The organism is Streptomyces sp. NPDC030021, assembly GCF_055574035.1.
The window spans coordinates 338584-356260 of the sequence record NZ_JBVIAH010000008.1 but is presented as its reverse complement, the minus strand read 5'-3'; the positions used below and the strand labels follow the sequence as shown (position 1 = coordinate 356260).

19 protein-coding genes are annotated in these 17677 nt (G+C 72.1%); 11 read left to right on the top strand and 8 right to left on the bottom strand.

The features are described from left to right. Positions 1–29 precede the first annotated feature (29 nt). Positions 30–446: an ATP-binding protein gene (locus ACZ4YL_RS18950; protein ID WP_468117681.1), complete on the bottom strand. Its 417-nt coding sequence runs from the start codon at positions 444–446 to the stop codon at positions 30–32. A gap of 138 nt (positions 447–584) precedes the next feature. Between ACZ4YL_RS18950 and ACZ4YL_RS18945 the strand changes: the two genes are divergently transcribed. Both ACZ4YL_RS18945 and ACZ4YL_RS18940 read left to right on the top strand, forming a co-directional pair. Then, positions 585–1436: a helix-turn-helix domain-containing protein gene (locus ACZ4YL_RS18945; protein WP_468117680.1), complete on the top strand. Its 852-nt coding sequence runs from the start codon at positions 585–587 to the stop codon at positions 1434–1436. Continuing rightward, entirely contained in the window at positions 1433–1624 is a 192-nt protein-coding gene (locus tag ACZ4YL_RS18940) for a DUF397 domain-containing protein (RefSeq protein WP_468117678.1), read from the top strand. The genes ACZ4YL_RS18945 and ACZ4YL_RS18940 overlap by 4 nt, the downstream gene beginning before the upstream one ends. 49 nt (positions 1625–1673) lie before the next feature. Here the strand turns inward: ACZ4YL_RS18940 and ACZ4YL_RS18935 are convergent, their stop codons facing one another. After that, positions 1674–2696 (bottom strand): AraC family transcriptional regulator, encoded by a 1023-nt coding sequence (locus ACZ4YL_RS18935; protein ID WP_468117677.1) that lies wholly within the window; start codon positions 2694–2696, stop codon positions 1674–1676. A gap of 149 nt (positions 2697–2845) precedes the next feature. On the opposite strand from ACZ4YL_RS18935, the gene ACZ4YL_RS18930 reads away from it, so the two are divergent. Both ACZ4YL_RS18930 and ACZ4YL_RS18925 read left to right on the top strand, forming a co-directional pair. Continuing rightward, positions 2846–4576 carry an AMP-dependent synthetase/ligase gene (locus tag ACZ4YL_RS18930; RefSeq protein ID WP_468117675.1) on the top strand — a complete coding sequence of 577 codons (1731 nt, stop codon included), beginning with the start codon at positions 2846–2848 and terminating at the stop codon, positions 4574–4576. Positions 4577–4711: 135 nt separating this feature from the next. Beyond that, the gene (locus tag ACZ4YL_RS18925; RefSeq protein WP_468117674.1) at positions 4712–5209 is read left to right on the top strand and encodes a hypothetical protein; all 498 of its coding nucleotides are present in this window, start codon (positions 4712–4714) and stop codon (positions 5207–5209) included. Positions 5210–5347: 138 nt separating this feature from the next. Here ACZ4YL_RS18925 and ACZ4YL_RS18920 read toward each other — a convergent pair whose 3' ends face one another. Beyond that, positions 5348–5944: a dihydrofolate reductase family protein gene (locus tag ACZ4YL_RS18920; RefSeq protein ID WP_468117672.1), complete on the bottom strand. Its 597-nt coding sequence runs from the start codon at positions 5942–5944 to the stop codon at positions 5348–5350. 396 nt (positions 5945–6340) lie between these two features. On the opposite strand from ACZ4YL_RS18920, the gene ACZ4YL_RS18915 reads away from it, so the two are divergent. Continuing rightward, complete coding sequence (locus tag ACZ4YL_RS18915; protein ID WP_468117670.1) at positions 6341–8062, top strand: lytic transglycosylase domain-containing protein; 1722 nt, start codon at positions 6341–6343, stop codon at positions 8060–8062. A gap of 177 nt (positions 8063–8239) precedes the next feature. Here ACZ4YL_RS18915 and ACZ4YL_RS18910 read toward each other — a convergent pair whose 3' ends face one another. Next, complete coding sequence (locus tag ACZ4YL_RS18910) at positions 8240–8443, bottom strand: cold-shock protein (RefSeq protein ID WP_030012116.1); 204 nt, start codon at positions 8441–8443, stop codon at positions 8240–8242. 237 nt (positions 8444–8680) lie between these two features. Here ACZ4YL_RS18910 and ACZ4YL_RS18905 point away from each other — a divergent pair, with 237 nt between their 5' ends. The 4 genes from ACZ4YL_RS18905 (at position 8681) to ACZ4YL_RS18890 (ending at position 13491) form a co-directional block, all read left to right on the top strand. Then, on the top strand, positions 8681–9544 hold the full coding sequence (locus tag ACZ4YL_RS18905; RefSeq protein ID WP_468117668.1) for a menaquinone biosynthetic enzyme MqnA/MqnD family protein: 864 nt from the start codon (positions 8681–8683) through the stop codon (positions 9542–9544). 202 nt (positions 9545–9746) lie between these two features. Continuing rightward, positions 9747–11552 carry a serine/threonine-protein kinase gene (locus tag ACZ4YL_RS18900; protein ID WP_468117666.1) on the top strand — a complete coding sequence of 602 codons (1806 nt, stop codon included), beginning with the start codon at positions 9747–9749 and terminating at the stop codon, positions 11550–11552. 78 nt (positions 11553–11630) lie between these two features. After that, complete coding sequence (gene mqnC, locus ACZ4YL_RS18895; RefSeq protein ID WP_109778435.1) at positions 11631–12830, top strand: cyclic dehypoxanthinyl futalosine synthase; 1200 nt, start codon at positions 11631–11633, stop codon at positions 12828–12830. A 16-nt stretch (positions 12831–12846) separates the two neighbouring features. Then, positions 12847–13491: an imidazolonepropionase-like domain-containing protein gene (locus tag ACZ4YL_RS18890; protein WP_468117664.1), complete on the top strand. Its 645-nt coding sequence runs from the start codon at positions 12847–12849 to the stop codon at positions 13489–13491. Here the strand turns inward: ACZ4YL_RS18890 and ACZ4YL_RS18885 are convergent. Next, positions 13457–13849, bottom strand: coding sequence for a helix-turn-helix domain-containing protein (locus tag ACZ4YL_RS18885; protein WP_468117663.1), 393 nt, complete (start codon positions 13847–13849; stop codon positions 13457–13459). The two genes, ACZ4YL_RS18890 and ACZ4YL_RS18885, sit on opposite strands and share 35 nt — an antisense overlap. A gap of 45 nt (positions 13850–13894) precedes the next feature. Further along, entirely contained in the window at positions 13895–14800 is a 906-nt protein-coding gene (locus ACZ4YL_RS18880; protein WP_468117661.1) for a DUF3152 domain-containing protein, read from the bottom strand. A 266-nt stretch (positions 14801–15066) separates the two neighbouring features. Here ACZ4YL_RS18880 and ACZ4YL_RS18875 point away from each other — a divergent pair, with 266 nt between their 5' ends. Continuing rightward, the gene (locus tag ACZ4YL_RS18875) at positions 15067–15759 is read left to right on the top strand and encodes a demethylmenaquinone methyltransferase (RefSeq protein WP_301368029.1); all 693 of its coding nucleotides are present in this window, start codon (positions 15067–15069) and stop codon (positions 15757–15759) included. 38 nt (positions 15760–15797) lie between these two features. Continuing rightward, positions 15798–16694 carry a glutaminase gene (locus ACZ4YL_RS18870; protein WP_468117747.1) on the top strand — a complete coding sequence of 299 codons (897 nt, stop codon included), beginning with the start codon at positions 15798–15800 and terminating at the stop codon, positions 16692–16694. Positions 16695–16721: 27 nt separating this feature from the next. Here ACZ4YL_RS18870 and ACZ4YL_RS18865 read toward each other — a convergent pair whose 3' ends face one another. Both ACZ4YL_RS18865 and ACZ4YL_RS18860 read right to left on the bottom strand, forming a co-directional pair. Then, complete coding sequence (locus ACZ4YL_RS18865; protein WP_468117659.1) at positions 16722–17096, bottom strand: hypothetical protein; 375 nt, start codon at positions 17094–17096, stop codon at positions 16722–16724. Between the two features lie 18 nt (positions 17097–17114). Continuing rightward, positions 17115–17633 (bottom strand): GNAT family N-acetyltransferase, encoded by a 519-nt coding sequence (locus ACZ4YL_RS18860; RefSeq protein WP_468117657.1) that lies wholly within the window; start codon positions 17631–17633, stop codon positions 17115–17117. Between the last annotated feature and the right edge of the window lie 44 nt (positions 17634–17677).

Sequence of the window (17677 nt, the reverse complement as noted above, 5' to 3'; positions counted from 1 at the left end):
ACCGGTAGGAAGGTCGCTGACCGTGCAGCTCAGCTTTCCTGACCCGGCCTCACACACCCGGCCACCACGGGCGGCGGCATGAAGGGCGAGAGCTCGGCCCAGACGGATTTGAGCGGTGCGGCTCCGGTGTCGCATCCCCACTTCTCCGCGAGGGCGTTGACGATGGCCAGGCCGTGGCCCGGCTCCCCGGGGATCCGGTCGGCGCGGGTGTCGGACACCTCGACCCGCACCTGGCCCTGCTCGGTGACGCTGAGTGCGAGGTGGAAGTCCCGGCCGGGCACCCGGCCGTGCGTGACGGCGTTCACGCACAGCTCGGCGACGACCTGCGCGGTGTCCTCGAAGGGCAGGCCCCAGGAGCGGAGTTGCTCGACGGCGAGCAACCGGGCGAGCCGGGCGGCGCGGGGGGTGGCGGACAGCTGGACCGAGTAGTGGAGGAGAGGATTCACATCACCGAGCGTGTCCGTACGTGCTACCTCTGTGAAGTGGATGGCCCTGTCCGTAGAGGTTTTGTCCAGGGCTTGTCCAGGCCTGTCCGGACTGTCTCGACCAATGGGCCGGGTAGGCGCGTCGAGGAGGTGGAGCGGATGGACGGTGAGGGTGTGGAGGAACACGGCTGGGCCGTGGACCCCGAGGACGAACAGGGCGCGGCGGTGGTGGCGGCGCTCGGGCGCCAGATGCGGGCGCGGCGTGAGGCCCTGGGACTACGGGTCACGGAACTGGCCGGCCGGATCGGATACAGCGAGGACCTGGTCTACAAGGTCGAGTCCGGGAAACGGATCCCCCAGGTCGAGTACCTGGACCAGGTGGACGAGGCGCTGGGTGCCGGAGGGCTGATCCGGGCGATGCGTGAGGACCTGCTGGGCGTCAGGTACCCCAAGAGGGTCCGGGCCCTGGCGAAGTTGGAAGCCAAGGCCATCGAGATCTGCGGTTATCACACCCACAACATCCACGGCCTGCTCCAGACCGACGGTCACGCGCGCGCCCTGTTCGAGATGCAGCAGCCCGCCTACACGCAGGACGAGGTCGAGCGCGGCGTCGCGGCCCGCGCGGCACGCCGGTCGGTCTTCGGCCGCGAGCCGGCCCCGACCATCAGCGTCGTCCAGGAAGAGGCTCCCCTCAGGCGCCGCATCGGAGGCACAATGGTCTGGCGTCAGCAGCTCGAACAGATGTTGGATCTGATGCAGTTGCGGCACGTGGCGGTGCAGGTGATGCCCACGAGCTGCGAGTTCCATGCGGGGATGACGGGCGGCATCGAGCTGCTGAAGTTCGCGGACGGTACGGCGGTGGGTCGGTCCGAGGGTGCGTTCTTCGGGCGGCCGGTCACCGACCCGAAACAGCTCCAGATACTGGAATTGCGGTATGGGATGATCCGATCCCAGGCCCTGACGCCACGGGAGTCTCGGCTCTTCATCGAGAACTTGCTGGGAGAGACATGATGCACGCGTCCGAGCTGGACTGGTTCAAGAGCAGCTACAGCAGCAGCAGTGACATCAACGACTGCGTGGAGGTGGCGGCCACCCCCGGCACGGTCCACGTCCGGGACTCGAAGAACGTCCCCGGTCCGCAGCTCGCGGTCAGCGACGCGGCCTGGTCCGGCTTCGTCGCGCACACCGCGCAGCGCTGACCGCTCGGCGAGGAGGCCGGCGCTGCGCCCGGTCTGCTCGCCGAACCGGCTAGCAGGCATCGGCCGAGCCCGACGCGATCCGGTAGGCCCCCGGCGTCGTACCCGTCCAGCGGCGGAAGGCGCGGTGGAAGGCCGTGTCCTCCGAGAATCCCAGCCGCGCCGCGAGCTCCGCGATCGGCTCACCGCTCTCCGCCAGGCCCGCGATCGCCGCGTCCCGCCGCACATGGTCCTTCAGCTGCTGGAAGGACGTCCCCTCCTGCTGGAGCCGGCGCCGCAGCGTCGCCGGGGACACCGCGAGGCCCGCCGCCACCTCGCCGAGCGCGGGCAGCCGCGGTGACGTGCGCAGCCGCTGCGTCAGGGTGCGGCGTACCTGCTCCGCGACCGTGGTCCCGTACTCCGGACGGGACAGCAGGTCGAAGGGGGCGCGGCGGAGCATCGCGTCGAGCGCGCCCTCGTCCCGTACGAGCGGAGCGGTCAGCCAGCGCGCGTCGAAGGCCGCGCCCGTACGGTCCTGCCCGAAGTGCACCGGACAGCCGAAGAGCATCTCGTACTCCTCCCGGTGCGGCGGCGGGGGATAGCGGAAGGCGGCGTGCGCGAGCGGGATGCGCCGCCCCACCAGCCAGCTGCTCAGCCGGTGCCAGATCGCGAGCACGCACTCGGTGAGGAACCGGTCCTCGTCCCGGGCGAAGTCGTTGCGGACGGTGAACCGGGCCTCCGCGCCCACGACTTCGAGCGCCAGCTCCGGACCGCCGGGGAAGAGCCCGTAGAAGGCGGCGGCGCGCTCCATGGCCGCGCCCAGATCGTGGCAGCCGAGCGAGGCGTGACACATCATCGCGAAGGTGCCGGGGCGGCTCGCGACCTGGCTCAGGGCGAGGAACTCGTCCTGCGTGGTCCGGTACAGCGCCCGGAAGAGCCGGGCGAACTGGGCGGGCGTGATGCGCGCCCGGTCGTCGCCCAGCAGCAGCGGCGGGATCTGCGCCTCCTGCAGCAACGGCACGGTGTCGATGCCGCTGCGGCGGGCCCCAGCCAGCAGGGCACGTACGTGGTGCACGGTGACCGTCCGCCTCGCCATGGATCCGACGGTAGCCCGGATGGGCTCCGGATGGACCCCGGATGAGCGCTCGGGTCAGCGGGGGTGACGCCTCCGGTCATGCCGCGGCGGCGGTCCGGCTGCCTAGCGTCGGAGGGGTCGGAGGTCACCAACGCGCGGGAGGGCATGCGATGGACGGTCGGCCGAGCACGCTGGCGGTGTTCACCCAGTGGACCGAGGAGCGGTACGGGCCGGAACCCGCCCTGCGGTTCAGGTCACCGGAGGGCGGATGGCGGAGCCGCACGTACGCGGAACTCGGCGCGGAGGTAAGGGCCGTGGGCTGCGCTCTGCTCGGCCTGGGCGTCGCCGCCGGAGAGCGGGTCGCCGTACTGGCGGAGACCCGGCCCCGGTGGACGTACACGCATCTCGGGCTGCTTGCGGCGGGCGCGGTCCTCGTACCGGTGTACCCGACGGCGGGGGAGGAGGAGCTCGCCTGGGTCCTGGCGGACTCGGAGGCGGTGGCCGTGGTCTGCGACGACGGGCGGCAGGCGGCCCGCGTCGAGGAGCTGCGGCCGAAACTGCCCGCGCTGCGGGCGGTGGTGCTGATGGACGAACTGCCGGCCCTGCCCGGCGCGGCGGCGGAGGCCGAACTGCTGGCGCGGGCCGCGGCCGTGACCCCCGGAGCGGACGCGTCGATCGTCTACACCTCGGGCACGACCGGCCCGCCGAAGGGCTGCCGCCTCACCCACGGGAACCTGGGCGCGATCCAGGACGCCACCCTCCCGCTGATCAAGGGCGGCCCGGGCGACTCGACGTACCTGTACCTCCCGCTCGCGCACATGCTGGCCCAGCTGATCCAGTACACGACCCTCACCGAGGGCGGAGAACTGTGCTACTTCGGCGGCCGGATCGAGAACGTGCTCGCGGAGCTGGCCGAGGTCGCCCCGACCCATCTGCCGTCCGTGCCAAGGCTGTTCGAGAAGCTTCACTCGGTGGTGCTCTCGCTCGCGGAGTCGCAGGAGGGCGGCCGGGAACGCTTCGAGGCGGCGGTACGGGTCGGCGTGCTGGCGGCGGACGGACGGCTGCCGGAGGAACTCCGGGAGGAACACGAGGCGGCCGAGAAGTCGCTGTACTCCCCGGTCCGGGCCGCCTTCGGCGGCCGGCTCCGGTGGGCCCTCACCGGCGGCGCCCCGATCGCACCGGCGACGCTGGACTTCCTGCGGGCCTGCGGGATCTCCGTGTACGAGGGGTACGGGATGACGGAGTCGGGCGGCGTCATCTCCATCAACCACCCGGCGGCGGTGCGCCACGGGACGGTGGGCCGCCCGATCGCGGGCTGCGAGGTGCGGATCGCGGAGGACGGGGAGGTGCTGGCGCGCGGGGCGATGGTGTTCCCGGGCTACCACGCGAACGAGGCCGCGACCGCCGAGGCGCTGGACCCCGAGGGCTGGCTCCACACCGGTGACCTGGGCGAACTGGACGCGGACGGTTACCTCCGCATCACCGGCCGCAAGAAGGAGCTGATCATCACCTCCGCCGGCAAGAACATCACCCCGACGGAGGTCGAATTCGCCGTCCAGCGCTCCCGCTACGTCTCCCGCGCGGTCCTGATCGGAGACCGCCGGCCGTACGCGGTCGCCCTGATCACCCTGGACGCGGAGGAGATCACGGCCTGGGCGGCACGCGAGAACCTCGACCTTGGGCCCACCCCCACCACGCACCCGGCGGTCCACGCCCTCGTCGAGGCGGCGGTCACGGAGGCCAACACCACGGTCTCCCGCCCGTCCCGCATCCGCGCCTTCCACATCCTCCCGGAGGACTTCACCCCCCAGTCGGGCACCCTGACGCCGTCCCTGAAACTCCGCCGGGGCGTGGTGGCGGAACGCTACGCGCGGGAGATCGCGGGGCTGTACGGGGAATGAGTCGGGGGCGGGGGCCCGCCCGCCCCGCGTCGCCTCCCGCCCCCGTGGGTATTCGCCACCCAAGGGACCGAGGGGGCGGGGCGTGTGCGTAGTGGTGGGCGGGTGTTGGGGCGGGGGGCTGCCGGGGTCGGGGTGGTGGTGACCCTGGCTTTCGCCGGGTGGTTGACGTGGCTGCTGCCCGGGCCGCAGATGGCCGCCGTGCTCGGGTTCGGGCCCGTCGACGGGGTCGTCTCCATCCAGGAGTGCTACGAGGCGAGCGACGCCGAGGGCTATGCGACGGGTACCGACTGCGCCGGCCGGTACACCCCCCGGCGGTCGGACGGGCCGCCCCGCGACATCGTCCTGGACACGGCCGCCGACGACTACCGGCCCGGTACCCAGGTGGAGGTCAGGACGGCGCGGGGACGGGCCTACGAACTGTCGGGCGGCGCGGTGTTCCGCTTCGGCACCGTCATCGGCCTGCTGCTCCTGCCGTTCCTGGTCCTGGCGGCCTGGCTGTTCGCCTGCGCGCGTCAGGGCAGGGTGGCGGACGGCGAGGGCTACGTCTTCGTGGCCCTGGCGGGCCTGGTCATCGCCATCGTGCCGGCCGCCGTCGCCGGAATCCTGGTCGAGATCGGCATGCTGATCTTCTGACCGCCGTTTCTGCGCACCCTCGCCGGCCGCGTGGCCGGGAACGTGGGCTCCTCCCGGACCTGGCCGGTCCGGTGGCGGGCCGTCGTCTGGCGCCGACGGCCGCCGCCCCGCGTTCCGCCGGGGATTGCGGGACAGCCCTTAGCTCTTGGCGGCCGGGCGGTAGGTGCACACGTGCACACCGGCCGGGCTGATCGCCGTGGAGACCAGTTCGAGCGTGCGCAGCCCTCCGTCGGCAGGGAAGATCGACTTGCCGCCGCCGAGCAGCACCGGCATGACCATCAGCCGGAGTTCGTCGACCAGGCCCTCGCTCAGCAGGGTGCGTACGAGGGTGGGGCTGCCCATGACCACCAGGTCGCCGCCCTCGGCCTCGTGCAGCTCGCGGATCCGGGCGACGGCCTTGTCGCCGGCGATGCGCGTGGTGTTGTTCCACGACAGATCGGCCTCGCCCAGGGTCTGGGACACCACGTACTTGGGGATGGAGTTCATCCGGTCGGCGAACGGGTCGCCCGCCCGCCCGGGCCACGCGGCGGCCATCGTCTGCCACGTACGGCGCCCGAACAGCAGGGCCTCGGCGTTGTCCATCGCCTCGGTGAAGGAGCCGCCCACCACCTCCGGGTCGAAGAACGGGTGCGACCAGCCGCCATGGGCGAAGCCGCCGTCGTCGTCCTCGCCCTGACCGCCCGGGGCCTGTACGACGCCGTCCAGGCTGATGAATTCGGTGATGACGATGCGCATGGGGGAGTTCCTCCGCCTCGGTCCGGTGTGTACGTAAGGGAGACCGCCGCGCTCCCCGGAACTCATCGCACCCGGCCGGACTTTGTCGAGTGACCTGAGTCACATCACCCGGCGGCTCCCGGGGTACCGTACTCGGCCGTGACGGATTCCGCGGCCACCTCGGTCTCCGGTCCGGTCGGCGGGAGGTGGTAGAAATGGGCTGTGATAGGGGTGATTCGGGCGATGGGCCGGGGCGTCTGTCCAATCGGTCATGAGACCCGGGTGAAGCCGAGACGAATGGTGCGTCACATCTCCCGGAGGGACGGCGAGTCGGCGCCGAATACCTGATAGACAGTGGATATTCACGGCTCGACCAGCCGCATCCATTTGACGGCTCCTTGGGGGGATCGCCGCACTGTGAAGCCGCTTCACCGCCACCTCGTCAACACCTCGCGCAAGGTCCTGTGCACGGCCGCGCTCGCGGCCAGCCTGACCACCGCCGCGGTCGTGACCAGTCCGTCGACCGCCGACGCGGGAGAGTCCGAGCCCACTCCGGACAGTCCGCAGGCCGCCGACCGCGGTGACGCCCGGCTCGATCTGCCCGACATCGTCGCCGACCCGCCGCCCACCGGGGTGGGCGCGCCGGAGGGGGCCAGCGGGATACCCGCGACCGCCCTCGACGCCTATCACCGTGCCGAGTTGTCGGTGGGTGCCGCACTCCCGGGATGCAAGCTGCCCTGGCAGCTGCTCGCGGGCATCGGCCGGGTGGAGTCCGTCCACGCCTCGGGCTACGGGCTCAAGGCGGACGGCTACACCGAGAAGCCCATCCGCGGCCCCCGCCTCGACGGCAACGGCTTCGCCGAGGTCCGCGACACGGACAAGGGCGAGTGGGACGCGGACGCGGTGTACGACCGGGCCGTCGGCCCGATGCAGTTCATCCCGTCCACCTGGGCCACCTGGGGTGCCGACGGCAACGGCGACTCCAAGCGCGACCCCAACAACATCTACGACGCGGCCCTGGGCGCGGGTCTCTACCTGTGCGCGGGGGACCGCGACCTGTCGAACGCGGCCAAGCTCGACCAGGCGATCCTCAGCTACAACAACTCCCGCGAGTACGTGAACACCGTGCTCGGCTACATGCGCCAGTACCAGGCCGGTGGCGTCGGCGAGGTGCCGAACCCGCCCGTCGGGGACTACCCCACGCAGCCGCCGGGCACCCTGCCCACCCCGCGCGTGCCGGTCACGCCGTCGACTCCGGTGACGCCCACGCCGACCCCGACGCCGACCCCCACGCCCAAGCCGACCCCCACCCCCACCCCCACCCCGACTCCGACGCCGGAGCAGCCGAAGCCGGCCACCCCGCGCCTGGCGGAGCTGACGGTCCTCGGCGGTCCCGGCCTCACGGCCGAGGCCGGTGCGGCCTTCGCGGAGGTCCCGCAGGTCAAGGTGCTCCTCAGCGACGGCAAGCCCGCCGTCAACCAGGAGGTGGTCTTCGCGGTCGAGGGGGACACCACCGGCGGCACCCTCTTCGGGACGGCGGACTCCCTGGTGGTCAAGGCGGGCGCCGACGGCATCGCCGCCGCGCCCGGGCTCAAGGCGGGCCCCAAGGCGGGCACCTTCACGCTGCGGGCCTCGGCCTACGACCCGCAGGGCCGGTTCACCGTGAAATTCGAGGGCAAGGTCACGGTGACGGTCGCGGACCGGCTGGCCCGCGCGGGTGACGCGAAGCCGCTGGAGGCGGTCGCCGGCAAGAGCTTCACCGGCGTGGAGGTCTTCGCCACCGCCGCCGGGAAGGCCGTCGCGGGTACGGAGACCGTCGCCGACCTGGTCGTGAAGGACGCGAACGGCAAGTGGGTCCCGGCGGACCCGGAGACCGCGAAGGGTCCGTTCTTCAAGGACGAGGCCGGCAAGCCGGTCCTCGGCCGGCTGCTGGCCAAGACGGGCGCCGACGGCAAGATCGTCCTGCCGGAGCTGTTCACCACGGACGTGGTCCCGGGCACCTACTTCGTGCGCCTGACGACCAAGGAGAAGGTGACCCTGGTCCTGGAGCTCAAGATCACTGCTCCGGCCACGACTCCGGCCACGACTCCGACCCCGGACCCGGCCCCGGTTCCCGCGAAGGAGCCGGCCCGCCCCTGAGGCCGTACGCCAGTGGCCCCCGGCGCCGTTTCCACGGTGCCGGGGGCCACTGCGTCGCTCGCCCCGCCCCGCCGGGGGAGGGGAAAGGCAGGAGCCCTGCCGGATCTGCTCGCGCAGAGGGGACAGGGCTCCTTGGGTACTGCATTTCCAACCCGCGATTTAGGTTGGCCCAGGCGACTAGGCCGGGGTGACGTTCTCCGCCTGCGGGCCCTTCGGACCCTGCGTGACGTCGAAGTTCACCGTCTGGTTCTCCTCAAGGGAGCGGAAGCCAGAGGCGTTGATCGCGGAGTAGTGGACGAAGACATCCGGGCCGCCGCCGTCCTGGGCGATGAAGCCGAAGCCCTTTTCAGCGTTGAACCACTTCACGGTTCCGGTAGCCATGAGCCCTCCTATGGGCCAAAGGGTCGCCCTGCTCCAGAACCTGCTAAGAAGTCTGAAAACTACAAAAGCCTGCGGGTCACATTCTCCGCAGGCCTCGTACTGCAAGGGAAACCAAACTGCAACTTGCGTCGAGCCTAGCACGCACCCTGTGGCCGAGACCAGAGGGAAAGATCACGTCACCCGGACGTTTGAGACCCGCCGCGAGGCTGACGCAGACCCGGGGGCTAGTCTCGCGATGTGGACGTCTATCGCAGCCGGCCCCGCGTCGGCCACATTCAGTTCCTGAACTGCCTGCCCCTCTACTGGGGGCTGGCCAGAACCGGCACTCTGCTGGACCTGGAGCTGACCAAGGACTCCCCCGAGAAACTCAGTGAGCGCCTCGTCCAGGGGGACCTGGACATCGCCCCGATCACCCTCGTGGAGTTCCTCCGCAACGCCGACCAGCTCGTCGCCTTCCCCGACATCGCCGTCGGCTGCGACGGTCCGGTGATGTCCTGCGTGATCGTCTCGCAGGTCCCCCTGGAGCAGCTCGACGGAGCCCGCGTCGCACTCGGCTCCACCTCCCGTACGTCCGTACGCCTCGCCCAGCTGCTGCTTTCCGAGCAGTACGGCGTACGGCCCGACTACTACACCTGCCCGCCCGACCTGAGCGTGATGATGCAGGAGGCGGACGCGGCCGTACTGATCGGGGACGCCGCGCTGCGGGCCTCCCTGCACGACGCGCCCCGGCTCGGGCTGACCGTGCACGACCTCGGGCACATGTGGAAGGAGTGGACCGGACTGCCGTTCGTCTTCGCCGTCTGGGCCGCCCGCAAGGACTACCTCGCCCGCGAGCCCGCCGTCGTGCGGGAGGTCCACGAGGCCTTCCTCTCCTCCCGGGACGTCTCCCTGGAAGAGGTCACCAAGGTCGCCGAGCAGGCGGCCCGCTGGGAGGCCTTCGACGCGGAGCTGCTGGAGCGGTACTTCACGACGCTCGACTTCCGCTTCGGTCCCGAGCAGCTGGCCGGCGTACGTGAATTCGCACGCCGTACGGGATCGACGACCGGGTATCCCGCGGATGTCGCCGTGGAGCTGCTGAGCAAGGTGGTCCAGGAGTGCTGACCGGGTTTACCCGGCGGTAGTCCAAAGGGGTGGGCGGGCGCATGTGAGGTTTACCGGGAATTCCCGCCCTTTTTGCATTTCTCGCCCTGGGGCGGAAATGCAAAAGGGTGACTGCGCTCCTTCCCCCGCCCCGGCACCGCCTAGGCTGCTGCTCGGCCGGGCGGCACAAGGCGCCCGGGATCACGGGGAATTGGGGGACGCGATGCAGCCGCTCGAAGCAGGTGAGCCGCGGACCATCGGCGCCTACCGGCTGCTCGGCCGGCTCGGCGCGGGTGGCATGGGCCGGGTCTACCTGGGGCGCAGCGCGGGCGGCCGGACCGTCGCCGTCAAGATCGTGCACCCGCATTTCGCCAGCGACGAGGAGTTCCGGGCCCGGTTCCGCCGCGAGGTGGAGGCGGCCCGCCGGGTGGGCGGCGAGTGGACCGCGCCGGTGCTGGACGCGGACCCCGATGCCCCGGTGCCGTGGGTGGCCACCGGGTACGTGGCCGGGCCCTCCCTGGACCGCGCGCTGGCCGCGCACGGCCCGCTCCCCGAGGCCTCGGTACGGGCCATCGGCGCGGGGCTGGCCCGCGCCCTGGTGGCCGTGCACGGCCTGGGCCTCGTACACCGGGACGTGAAGCCGTCGAACGTGATGCTCACCCTCGACGGGCCGCGGCTGATCGACTTCGGGATCGCGCGGGCCACGGACGGCACCGCCTCGCTGACCTCCACCGGGGTCTCCGTCGGCTCGCCCGGCTACATGTCGCCCGAGCAGATCCTCGGCAAGGGGACCACCGGGGCGGCCGACGTGTTCTCGCTCGGCGCGGTCATGGCCTTCGCGGCGACCGGGCGGCCGCCCTTCACCGGGGACAACTCGGCCACCCTCCTCTACAAGGTGGTCCACGAGCCGCCCGAGCTGGGCGCCCTCCCGGCCGGGGAACTGCGCGACCTGATCGAGGCCTGCCTGGCCAAGCCGGCCGCGGAGCGGCCGGCTCCCGAAGCGGTCGCGGCGGCCCTCGGCGGGGCGCTGGGCGCCCCCGGCTGGCTGCCCGGGCCGCTGGTCGAGGAGGCCAGCCGGGCCGCCGTGGCCCTGCTGGACCTGGACGCCGATTCCGCCGGGGGCGGGTCCGGGCCGATGGCCGGGTTCGGGGCGCCCGACCCGTCGTACGGCGGCGGCGCCACGGCTGATGCCCCGTCGGGGCCGGTGCCGTTCACGGCCGCCTCGTACGGGGGCCCGGCGGGCGCCGGCTTCGCCGCGCCCGGCCCGTACCAGTCCTACGGGAGCCAGGGCTCGGCACCCGGGGTGTTCGGCGCCCCGACCGAGACCGCGGGCTCGGGCAGCGGCGGCGCCGGCCCGTACGGCTCGTCCGGTCCCACCGCCGGCAGTGCGCTGCCCGGGCAGCGGACCGCCGCGGAGGGGGCGGGGGGCCGGCAGGTCAGCGTCAGGGCGGCCGGCCGCCGCTTCAGCTGCACCGTCGTCCTCGCCGCGGCCGTCGTGCTCGCGGGGCTGTCCGGCGGGCTGTACGGGATGGGCCTGCTGCCCGGCCAGGGAGACAAGGGGCGGGACGTCGCCTCGGACGGCGGCCCGCACACCTCCAGCCCGGCGGCCCCGGGGGCCACCCAGCCCTCGGGGGCGCCGAGCGCGAGTTCCGCGGCTCCCTCCGGGACCCGCACCGATGTCCCCAAGGAGCTCATCGGCACCTGGAAGGGGACGGCCACCACCAACCTGGGGGCCACGGTCGAGTTCGAGATCACCATCCGGGCCGGCCGGGTCGGCAGCGTCGTCGGCCGGGACAAGTCCGTCGTCCCGGTCCTCGGCACCGATTGCAGCGGTGACTGGAAGCTGTCCTCCGCCACCGACCGCTCGCTCGTCCTGGACAGCTCGGGCAACCGCAACCCGGCTCCCGGGATCTGCTCCAACGGCTCCGCCGGCGAGCGCTTCACCCTCAACGCCAACGGGACGCTGCACTACAAGTCCGGCGACAGCCCCGCGGGGAACCCCGAGGGCGACCTGACCCGAAGCCCGTGACGGGGGGCGAGAACCCCTGGCGTAGGCTGGATCGGTCCGGACCTTGACACAGACACACCGCCGAAAGGTGACTCACCGGTGACCGACCAGGCCGTTCTCCAGTCTGTCCTCGACCGCGCCGCCGCGGGGGGCCGGATCACCAAGGAAGAGGCGCTCGACCTCTACCGCCACGCGCCGCTGCACGCGCTCGGCCAGGCGGCCGACGCCGCGCGCCGCCGCCGCTACGCCGGTACCGAGCACATCGCGACGTACATCATCGAGCGGAACATCAACTACACCAACGTGTGCGTCACGGCGTGCAAGTTCTGCGCCTTCTACGCGGCCCCCAAGGACGCGAAGAAGGGCTGGTCCCGCGACCTCGACGACATCCTGCGCCGCTGCGCGGAGACCGTCGAGCTCGGCGGCACCCAGATCATGTTCCAGGGCGGGCACCACCCGGACTACGGCGTCGAGTACTACGAGCACCACTTCTCCGCCATCAAGAAGGACTTCCCGCAGCTGGTCATCCACTCCCTCGGCGCATCCGAGGTCGAGCACATGGCCCGCATCTCGGGCGTCTCGGCGGAGGAGGCCATCCAGCGCATCCACGCGGCCGGCCTCGACTCCTTCGCGGGCGCCGGCGCCGAGCTGCTGCCGGAGCGGCCGCGCACGGCGATCGCGCCGCTCAAGGAGTCCGGCGAGCGCTGGCTGGAGATCATGGAGATCGCCCACAAGCTGGGCGTGGAGTCCACCTCCACCATGCTGATGGGCACCGGCGAGACCAACGCCGAGCGCATCGAGCACATCGCGATGATCCGGGACACGCAGGACCGTACGGGCGGCTTCCGCGCCTTCATCCCGTACACCTACCAGCCCGAGAACAACCGCCTCAAGGGCCGCACCCAGGCGACGATCTTCGAGTACCTGCGCATGATCGCGATCGCGCGGCTGTTCCTCGACAACATCGCCCACATCCAGGGCTCCTGGCTGACCGTCGGCAAGGAAGCGGGCCAGCTCTCGCTGCACTACGGCGCCGACGACCTCGGCTCGATCATGCTGGAGGAGAACGTCGTCTCCTCGGCCGGTGCCAAGCACCGCTCCAACCGCCAGGAGATCATCGACCTGATCCGCAAGGCGGGCCGCACCCCGGCGCAGCGCGCGACGACGTACGAGCACCTGCTCGTGCACGACGACCCGGCGAACGACCCGGTCGACGAGCGCGTGGTCTCGCACATCTCCTCCACCGCCATCGAAGGCGGAACGGCGCACCCCGAGCTGAAGCTCATCTCCACGAACTGACGACGCCGGCCGACCGATGCTGACGCTGCACACCGCCGAACTCCTGGCCCCCGGGCCGGGATCCGCGCCGCTGCCCGGCGGTGCGGTCCTCGTCGACGGCGACCGGATAGCCCGCCTGGGGCCGTACGAGGAGGTCGCCGCGGCCCACCCGCACGCCCGGACCCGCCGCTGGCCCGGGGTGATCACCCCGGGGCTGGTGGTGCGCGGGGCGGACGAGCTGCTGGAGCGCACGTACTACCCGGACGACCCGTACGAGGTCACCGAGCTCGGCGCCGACCCGATCCGGGGGGCGGCCGCGCTGGAGGCGCTGAAGATGACCGAGTCGCGGTGGGGCCACAGCGCCCGGCGCGGTACCCAGCGGCTGCTGGCCCGCGGGGTGGTGGCGGTCTGCGGCCGCTTCACGATCCCGGCGGTGCGCACGGCGGTGTCCCGGTCCGGGCTCACGATCCTGCCGCCCGCCGCCTACGAGGGGCTGCCCGCGCTGGATCCCCTCGCCGGGCGGGGCGCTGCGGCGGAGGCCTTCCACGGGATCCTGGAGGCGGGGGTTCCGGCGCGCTTCGCGGTCTTCGCGGTGGCGGACGAGGCCGAGTTGCTGGAGCAGGGTGCGACCACGTGCGTGGCCACGGTCATCGGCGGGCGGCTGCTGCACCGCCGTCGCTGAGCCCGCTCTCCCCGCCGCGGGCGGTGTCCTCGGCGCGCCGGGTGTCCTCCCGGGCGAGGGCGGCCAGCAGGCAGGCCTGCAGGCGGCTGATGCCGCCCAGCTTGGCCCGTATGTTGACCACGTGGAACTTGACCGTGCTGACGGAGAGTTGGAGCTCGACGGCGAGTTCCCGGTTGGAGGCGCCGGTGGCCAGACACAGGAACACCGCCGATTCCTGCTCGGTCAGCTGGGCGTCGGCGGGCCGGTCCCCGTGGGGCGCGGAGTCGCCCGGCACGTCCTCGCGCGGCGCCTGCGCCTCCGTGCCCGGCTCCTCGTACGAGGGGAACCACGCCGGGACGCTGAAGCTGACGACGCGCACGTTTTCTCCTAGCCCCCCGGCCGGTTCTGTGGCCGGCTCTCCCCCCTACAGGACGTGTGGACCGGACAGGTAGGTTCCATCGGAGTCGTACGGCCAGGCGTTGGACTTGCAGCCCTGCAGTCCCTTGATCTGCTGCATCATCGCCGGAGCGGGCTTGCCGGCGCCCGGGCAGCCCTCGTGCCCGCGGCCGAGCTCGTGCCCGACCTCGTGGTTGATGATCAGCGCCCGGTACTCCTCGGGTGTGCCGTTGAACTGCGGCGAACCCTCCTGCCAGCGCTTGAGGTTGACCACGACGGTGTGCCCCGTGCTGCAGTTGGTCTCGCCGATGAGCTCGGGCGTGACGACCTCGCACAGGCGGTCGGTGGTCTTGGGCGTGGCGATCTTGATGGTGAAATCGACCGGCTGGCCCGCCCCGACGAGCTGGAAGCCGTACTTCGGGTCCTGGGTCCAGCCGCGCCGGTCCCCGAGGATCGCCTCGACCGAGCGGGCGGCCGACTCCGGGTCGACCCCGCTGCCCTCCTCGACCTCGATCCGCCAGCGGCGCGCGGCCCCCTTGCCCTGCGCCTTGCCGGCGGTGGCGGAGGCCTTGAAGGCGCCCGGCTGGGTGGGTGTCGCGGCGTCGGGCGACGGCGTGGGCGAGGCCGGGGGAGATGCCGCGGGTGAGGTGGACGGCTGCTGCGGGGAGGGGGACTGCTGGCCGCCCTGCGGGACCGCGTTCGCGGCGCCGTCGCCGGATTCCCCGGTCGTCGGGTCGGGCTTGGCCGCGGTCCGGCCCGCGGCGGCCTTCGCGTCGTCGTCCTGGGGCAGCAGCGTGTACGCGGTGGCCGAGACCACGGCGAGGGCCGCCGAGCCGAGGAGGATCGTGCGCCGCAGCCGCTTGCGCCGCTCGGCCCGGCGCTGGGCGCGCGGGCTGCTGCGGCGGGAGCGACCGCTGGAATGGCCTGCCGGCATCGTGAGGCTTCCTGTTCGCGGCGGCCACTGCCGGACCGGCCACGATTCGGTCACCGATCCAGTGGGTGACCCTCACCGGGCCGCACCGTGTCAGTCAACGTGTCCGCCGGGTCGTGGCGTAACTGTCCTTCGGAACAGTTTCCGACACCTGTCCGGTGGGTATGGCGGGCGGGGGTGTCGGAGCCCCCGCGGCTCGCGGGGGGCGCGGCCTGAGAGGATGGGTGCGTACCCGCCGATCCGCATCGCACACCGAGGGGCGAACGCCAGTGACAAGGGCTTCCCTGGACAAGCAGCCGCACGAAGTCGCCTCCATGTTCGACGGCATCGCGGCGAAATACGACCTCACCAACGACGTCATCTCGCTGGGCCAGGCCCGGCTGTGGCGCAAGGAGGTCGCCAAGGCGGTCGGCGCGCGCCCCGGGCACGTGGTCCTCGACCTGGCCGCCGGAACCGCCACCTCCTCGCTGCCCTTCGCCGCCACCGGTGCGTACGTCGTCCCTTGCGACTTCTCCCTGGGCATGCTCATGGAGGGCAAGAAGCGGCACTCCTGGCTGCCGCTGACCGCCGGTGACGCGACGAAGCTGCCGTTCAAGGACGACGTCTTCGACACCGTGACGATCTCCTTCGGGCTGCGCAACGTCCAGGACACCGACGCCGCCCTGCGCGAGCTGTACCGGGTGACGAAGCCCGGCGGGCAGGTCGTCATCTGCGAGTTCTCGCAGCCCACCTGGGCGCCGTTCCGCACGGTCTACATGGAGTACCTGATGCGGGCGCTGCCGCCGGTGGCCCGCACGGTGGTGTCCGACCCCGACCCGTACGTGTACCTCGCCGAGTCCATCCGCGAATGGCCCGACCAGCCGGCGCTGGCCGCCCTGCTGCAGAAGGCCGGCTGGTCCAAGGTCGCCTGGCGCAATCTCAGCGGCGGCATCGTCGCGCTGCACCGGGGCATCAAGGACTGACTGCCGTGCCAGACGTCGCGCCCACGGACTACGGGCCCCTGCTGCAGCGGATCGCCGCCGACATCGCCCCGCTGATCGGCAGCGGCACTCCGGCCGAGTACATCCCGGCGCTGGCCTCCGTGGACCGGCGGCAGTTCGGGATGGCCATCGCCGACCTCGACGGCAACGTCTTCGGGGTGGGGGACTGGCGGGTCCCCTTCTCCGCCCAGTCCATCACCAAGGTCTTCGCGCTCGCCCTGGCCCTGGCGGAGGGCGGCGACAGCCTGTGGGAGCGGGTCGGCCGGGAGCCCTCCGGCAACCCGTTCAACTCGCTCGTCCAGCTGGAGTACGAAAACGGCATTCCACGCAACCCGTTCATCAACGCGGGCGCCCTCGTGGTCACCGACCGGCTCCAGACGCTGACGGGCGACGCGAGTAGCGAGCTGCTGGAGTTCCTGCGGCTGGAGAGCCAGAACCCGGACATCGGCTTCGACGCCGAGGTCGCGGCCTCCGAGCAGGAGCACGGCGACCGCAACGCGGCCGTCGCCCACTTCATGGCCTCGTACGGGAACATCGACAACCCGGTGCCCGCGCTGCTGGAGCACTACTTCTGGCAGTGCTCCATCGAGATGAGCTGCGCCGACCTCGCCCGTGCCGGACGCTTCCTGGCCCGGCACGGGCTCCGCGCGGACGGCACGCGGCTGCTGACGCGCAGCGAGGCCAAGCAGATCAACGCGGTGATGCTGACCTGCGGGACGTACGACGCGGCGGGCGAGTTCGCCTACCGCGTCGGGCTGCCCGGCAAGAGCGGGGTGGGCGGCGGCATCGTCGCCGTCGTCCCGGGCCAGTGCACCCTCGCGGTGTGGAGCCCGGGCCTGGACGCCCGGGGCAACTCGGTGGCGGGCGTGGCCGCCCTGGACCGGTTCACCACGCTGACGGGCCTCTCGGTGTTCTAGGGGGAACCTCCTGGCGACACCGGCGTGTCAGGAGCAGGACGGGTCACCCGGGGCGCATTCCGCGGCGAACCACAGGAAGAGGACGACGAGCAGGCAGAAGCCCAGGGACAGGACGCCCATGGTGGCGAACCGCTTGCGTGCCTCGGTGTGCCCGGTGGCCCGTGCCGTCGCGAAGCCGATGATGGGGGCGAGTACGACCCCGCCGATGCACGCCCACAGCATCACGAGGACGAGTCCCTCCCCCAGCGGGCCGCGAACGCCGGAGATCCCGATGAACACCTGCGCCGCGAATACCACGGGAACGGCCGTCCACCACAGGGAAAGCCCCGTGATCAGCCGCCTGGCGGTGGTGGAGGGACCTCCGGACGGTTCGCTCCCCGAAGGGTTTCTCTCGGCGGACATCGATCGATCCGTTCCGTTCTAGAGGGCCAGGACGTAACGGCGGCCCGGATTGCCGCCCGGGGTGGTGAACTCCTCGGCCAGGGTCATGCCCAGACGCTCCGCCACCGCCACCGAACGCGCGTTCCGGGCGTCGATCATCGCCACCACGTGCGGGACACCGGCCGCGCGGACCCGCTCCAGCGTGGCGAGCGCGGCGGCGTACGCGTAGCCCCGGCCCCACGCGGAGCGGCCCAGCCGCCAGCCGATCTCGATCTCGCCGACCGGGCCCCACTCCTTCTCCCGGGGCCACGGCTGGGCGCCGGTGAAGCCGATCACCGCACCCTGCGCGTCCACCAGGGTCCACAGGCAGTAACCCAGCTGAGCGTCGTGCATGCGCTGGCGCGCGGTGAACTCCTCGTACGCGGACAGCTCCGCGGGACCTCCCAGGAACTCCATGACGTCGGGGTCGGCGAAGGCCGCGTGCCAGGCGTGCGCGTCCTCGTCGGTGGGCACGCGGAGCTGTACGGCGGGAAGCGGCCGGGTCGGCGAGGTGGTCATCGGAGGCACCCTTCGGATCGCGATCTCTCTCGCTGCATAGACTG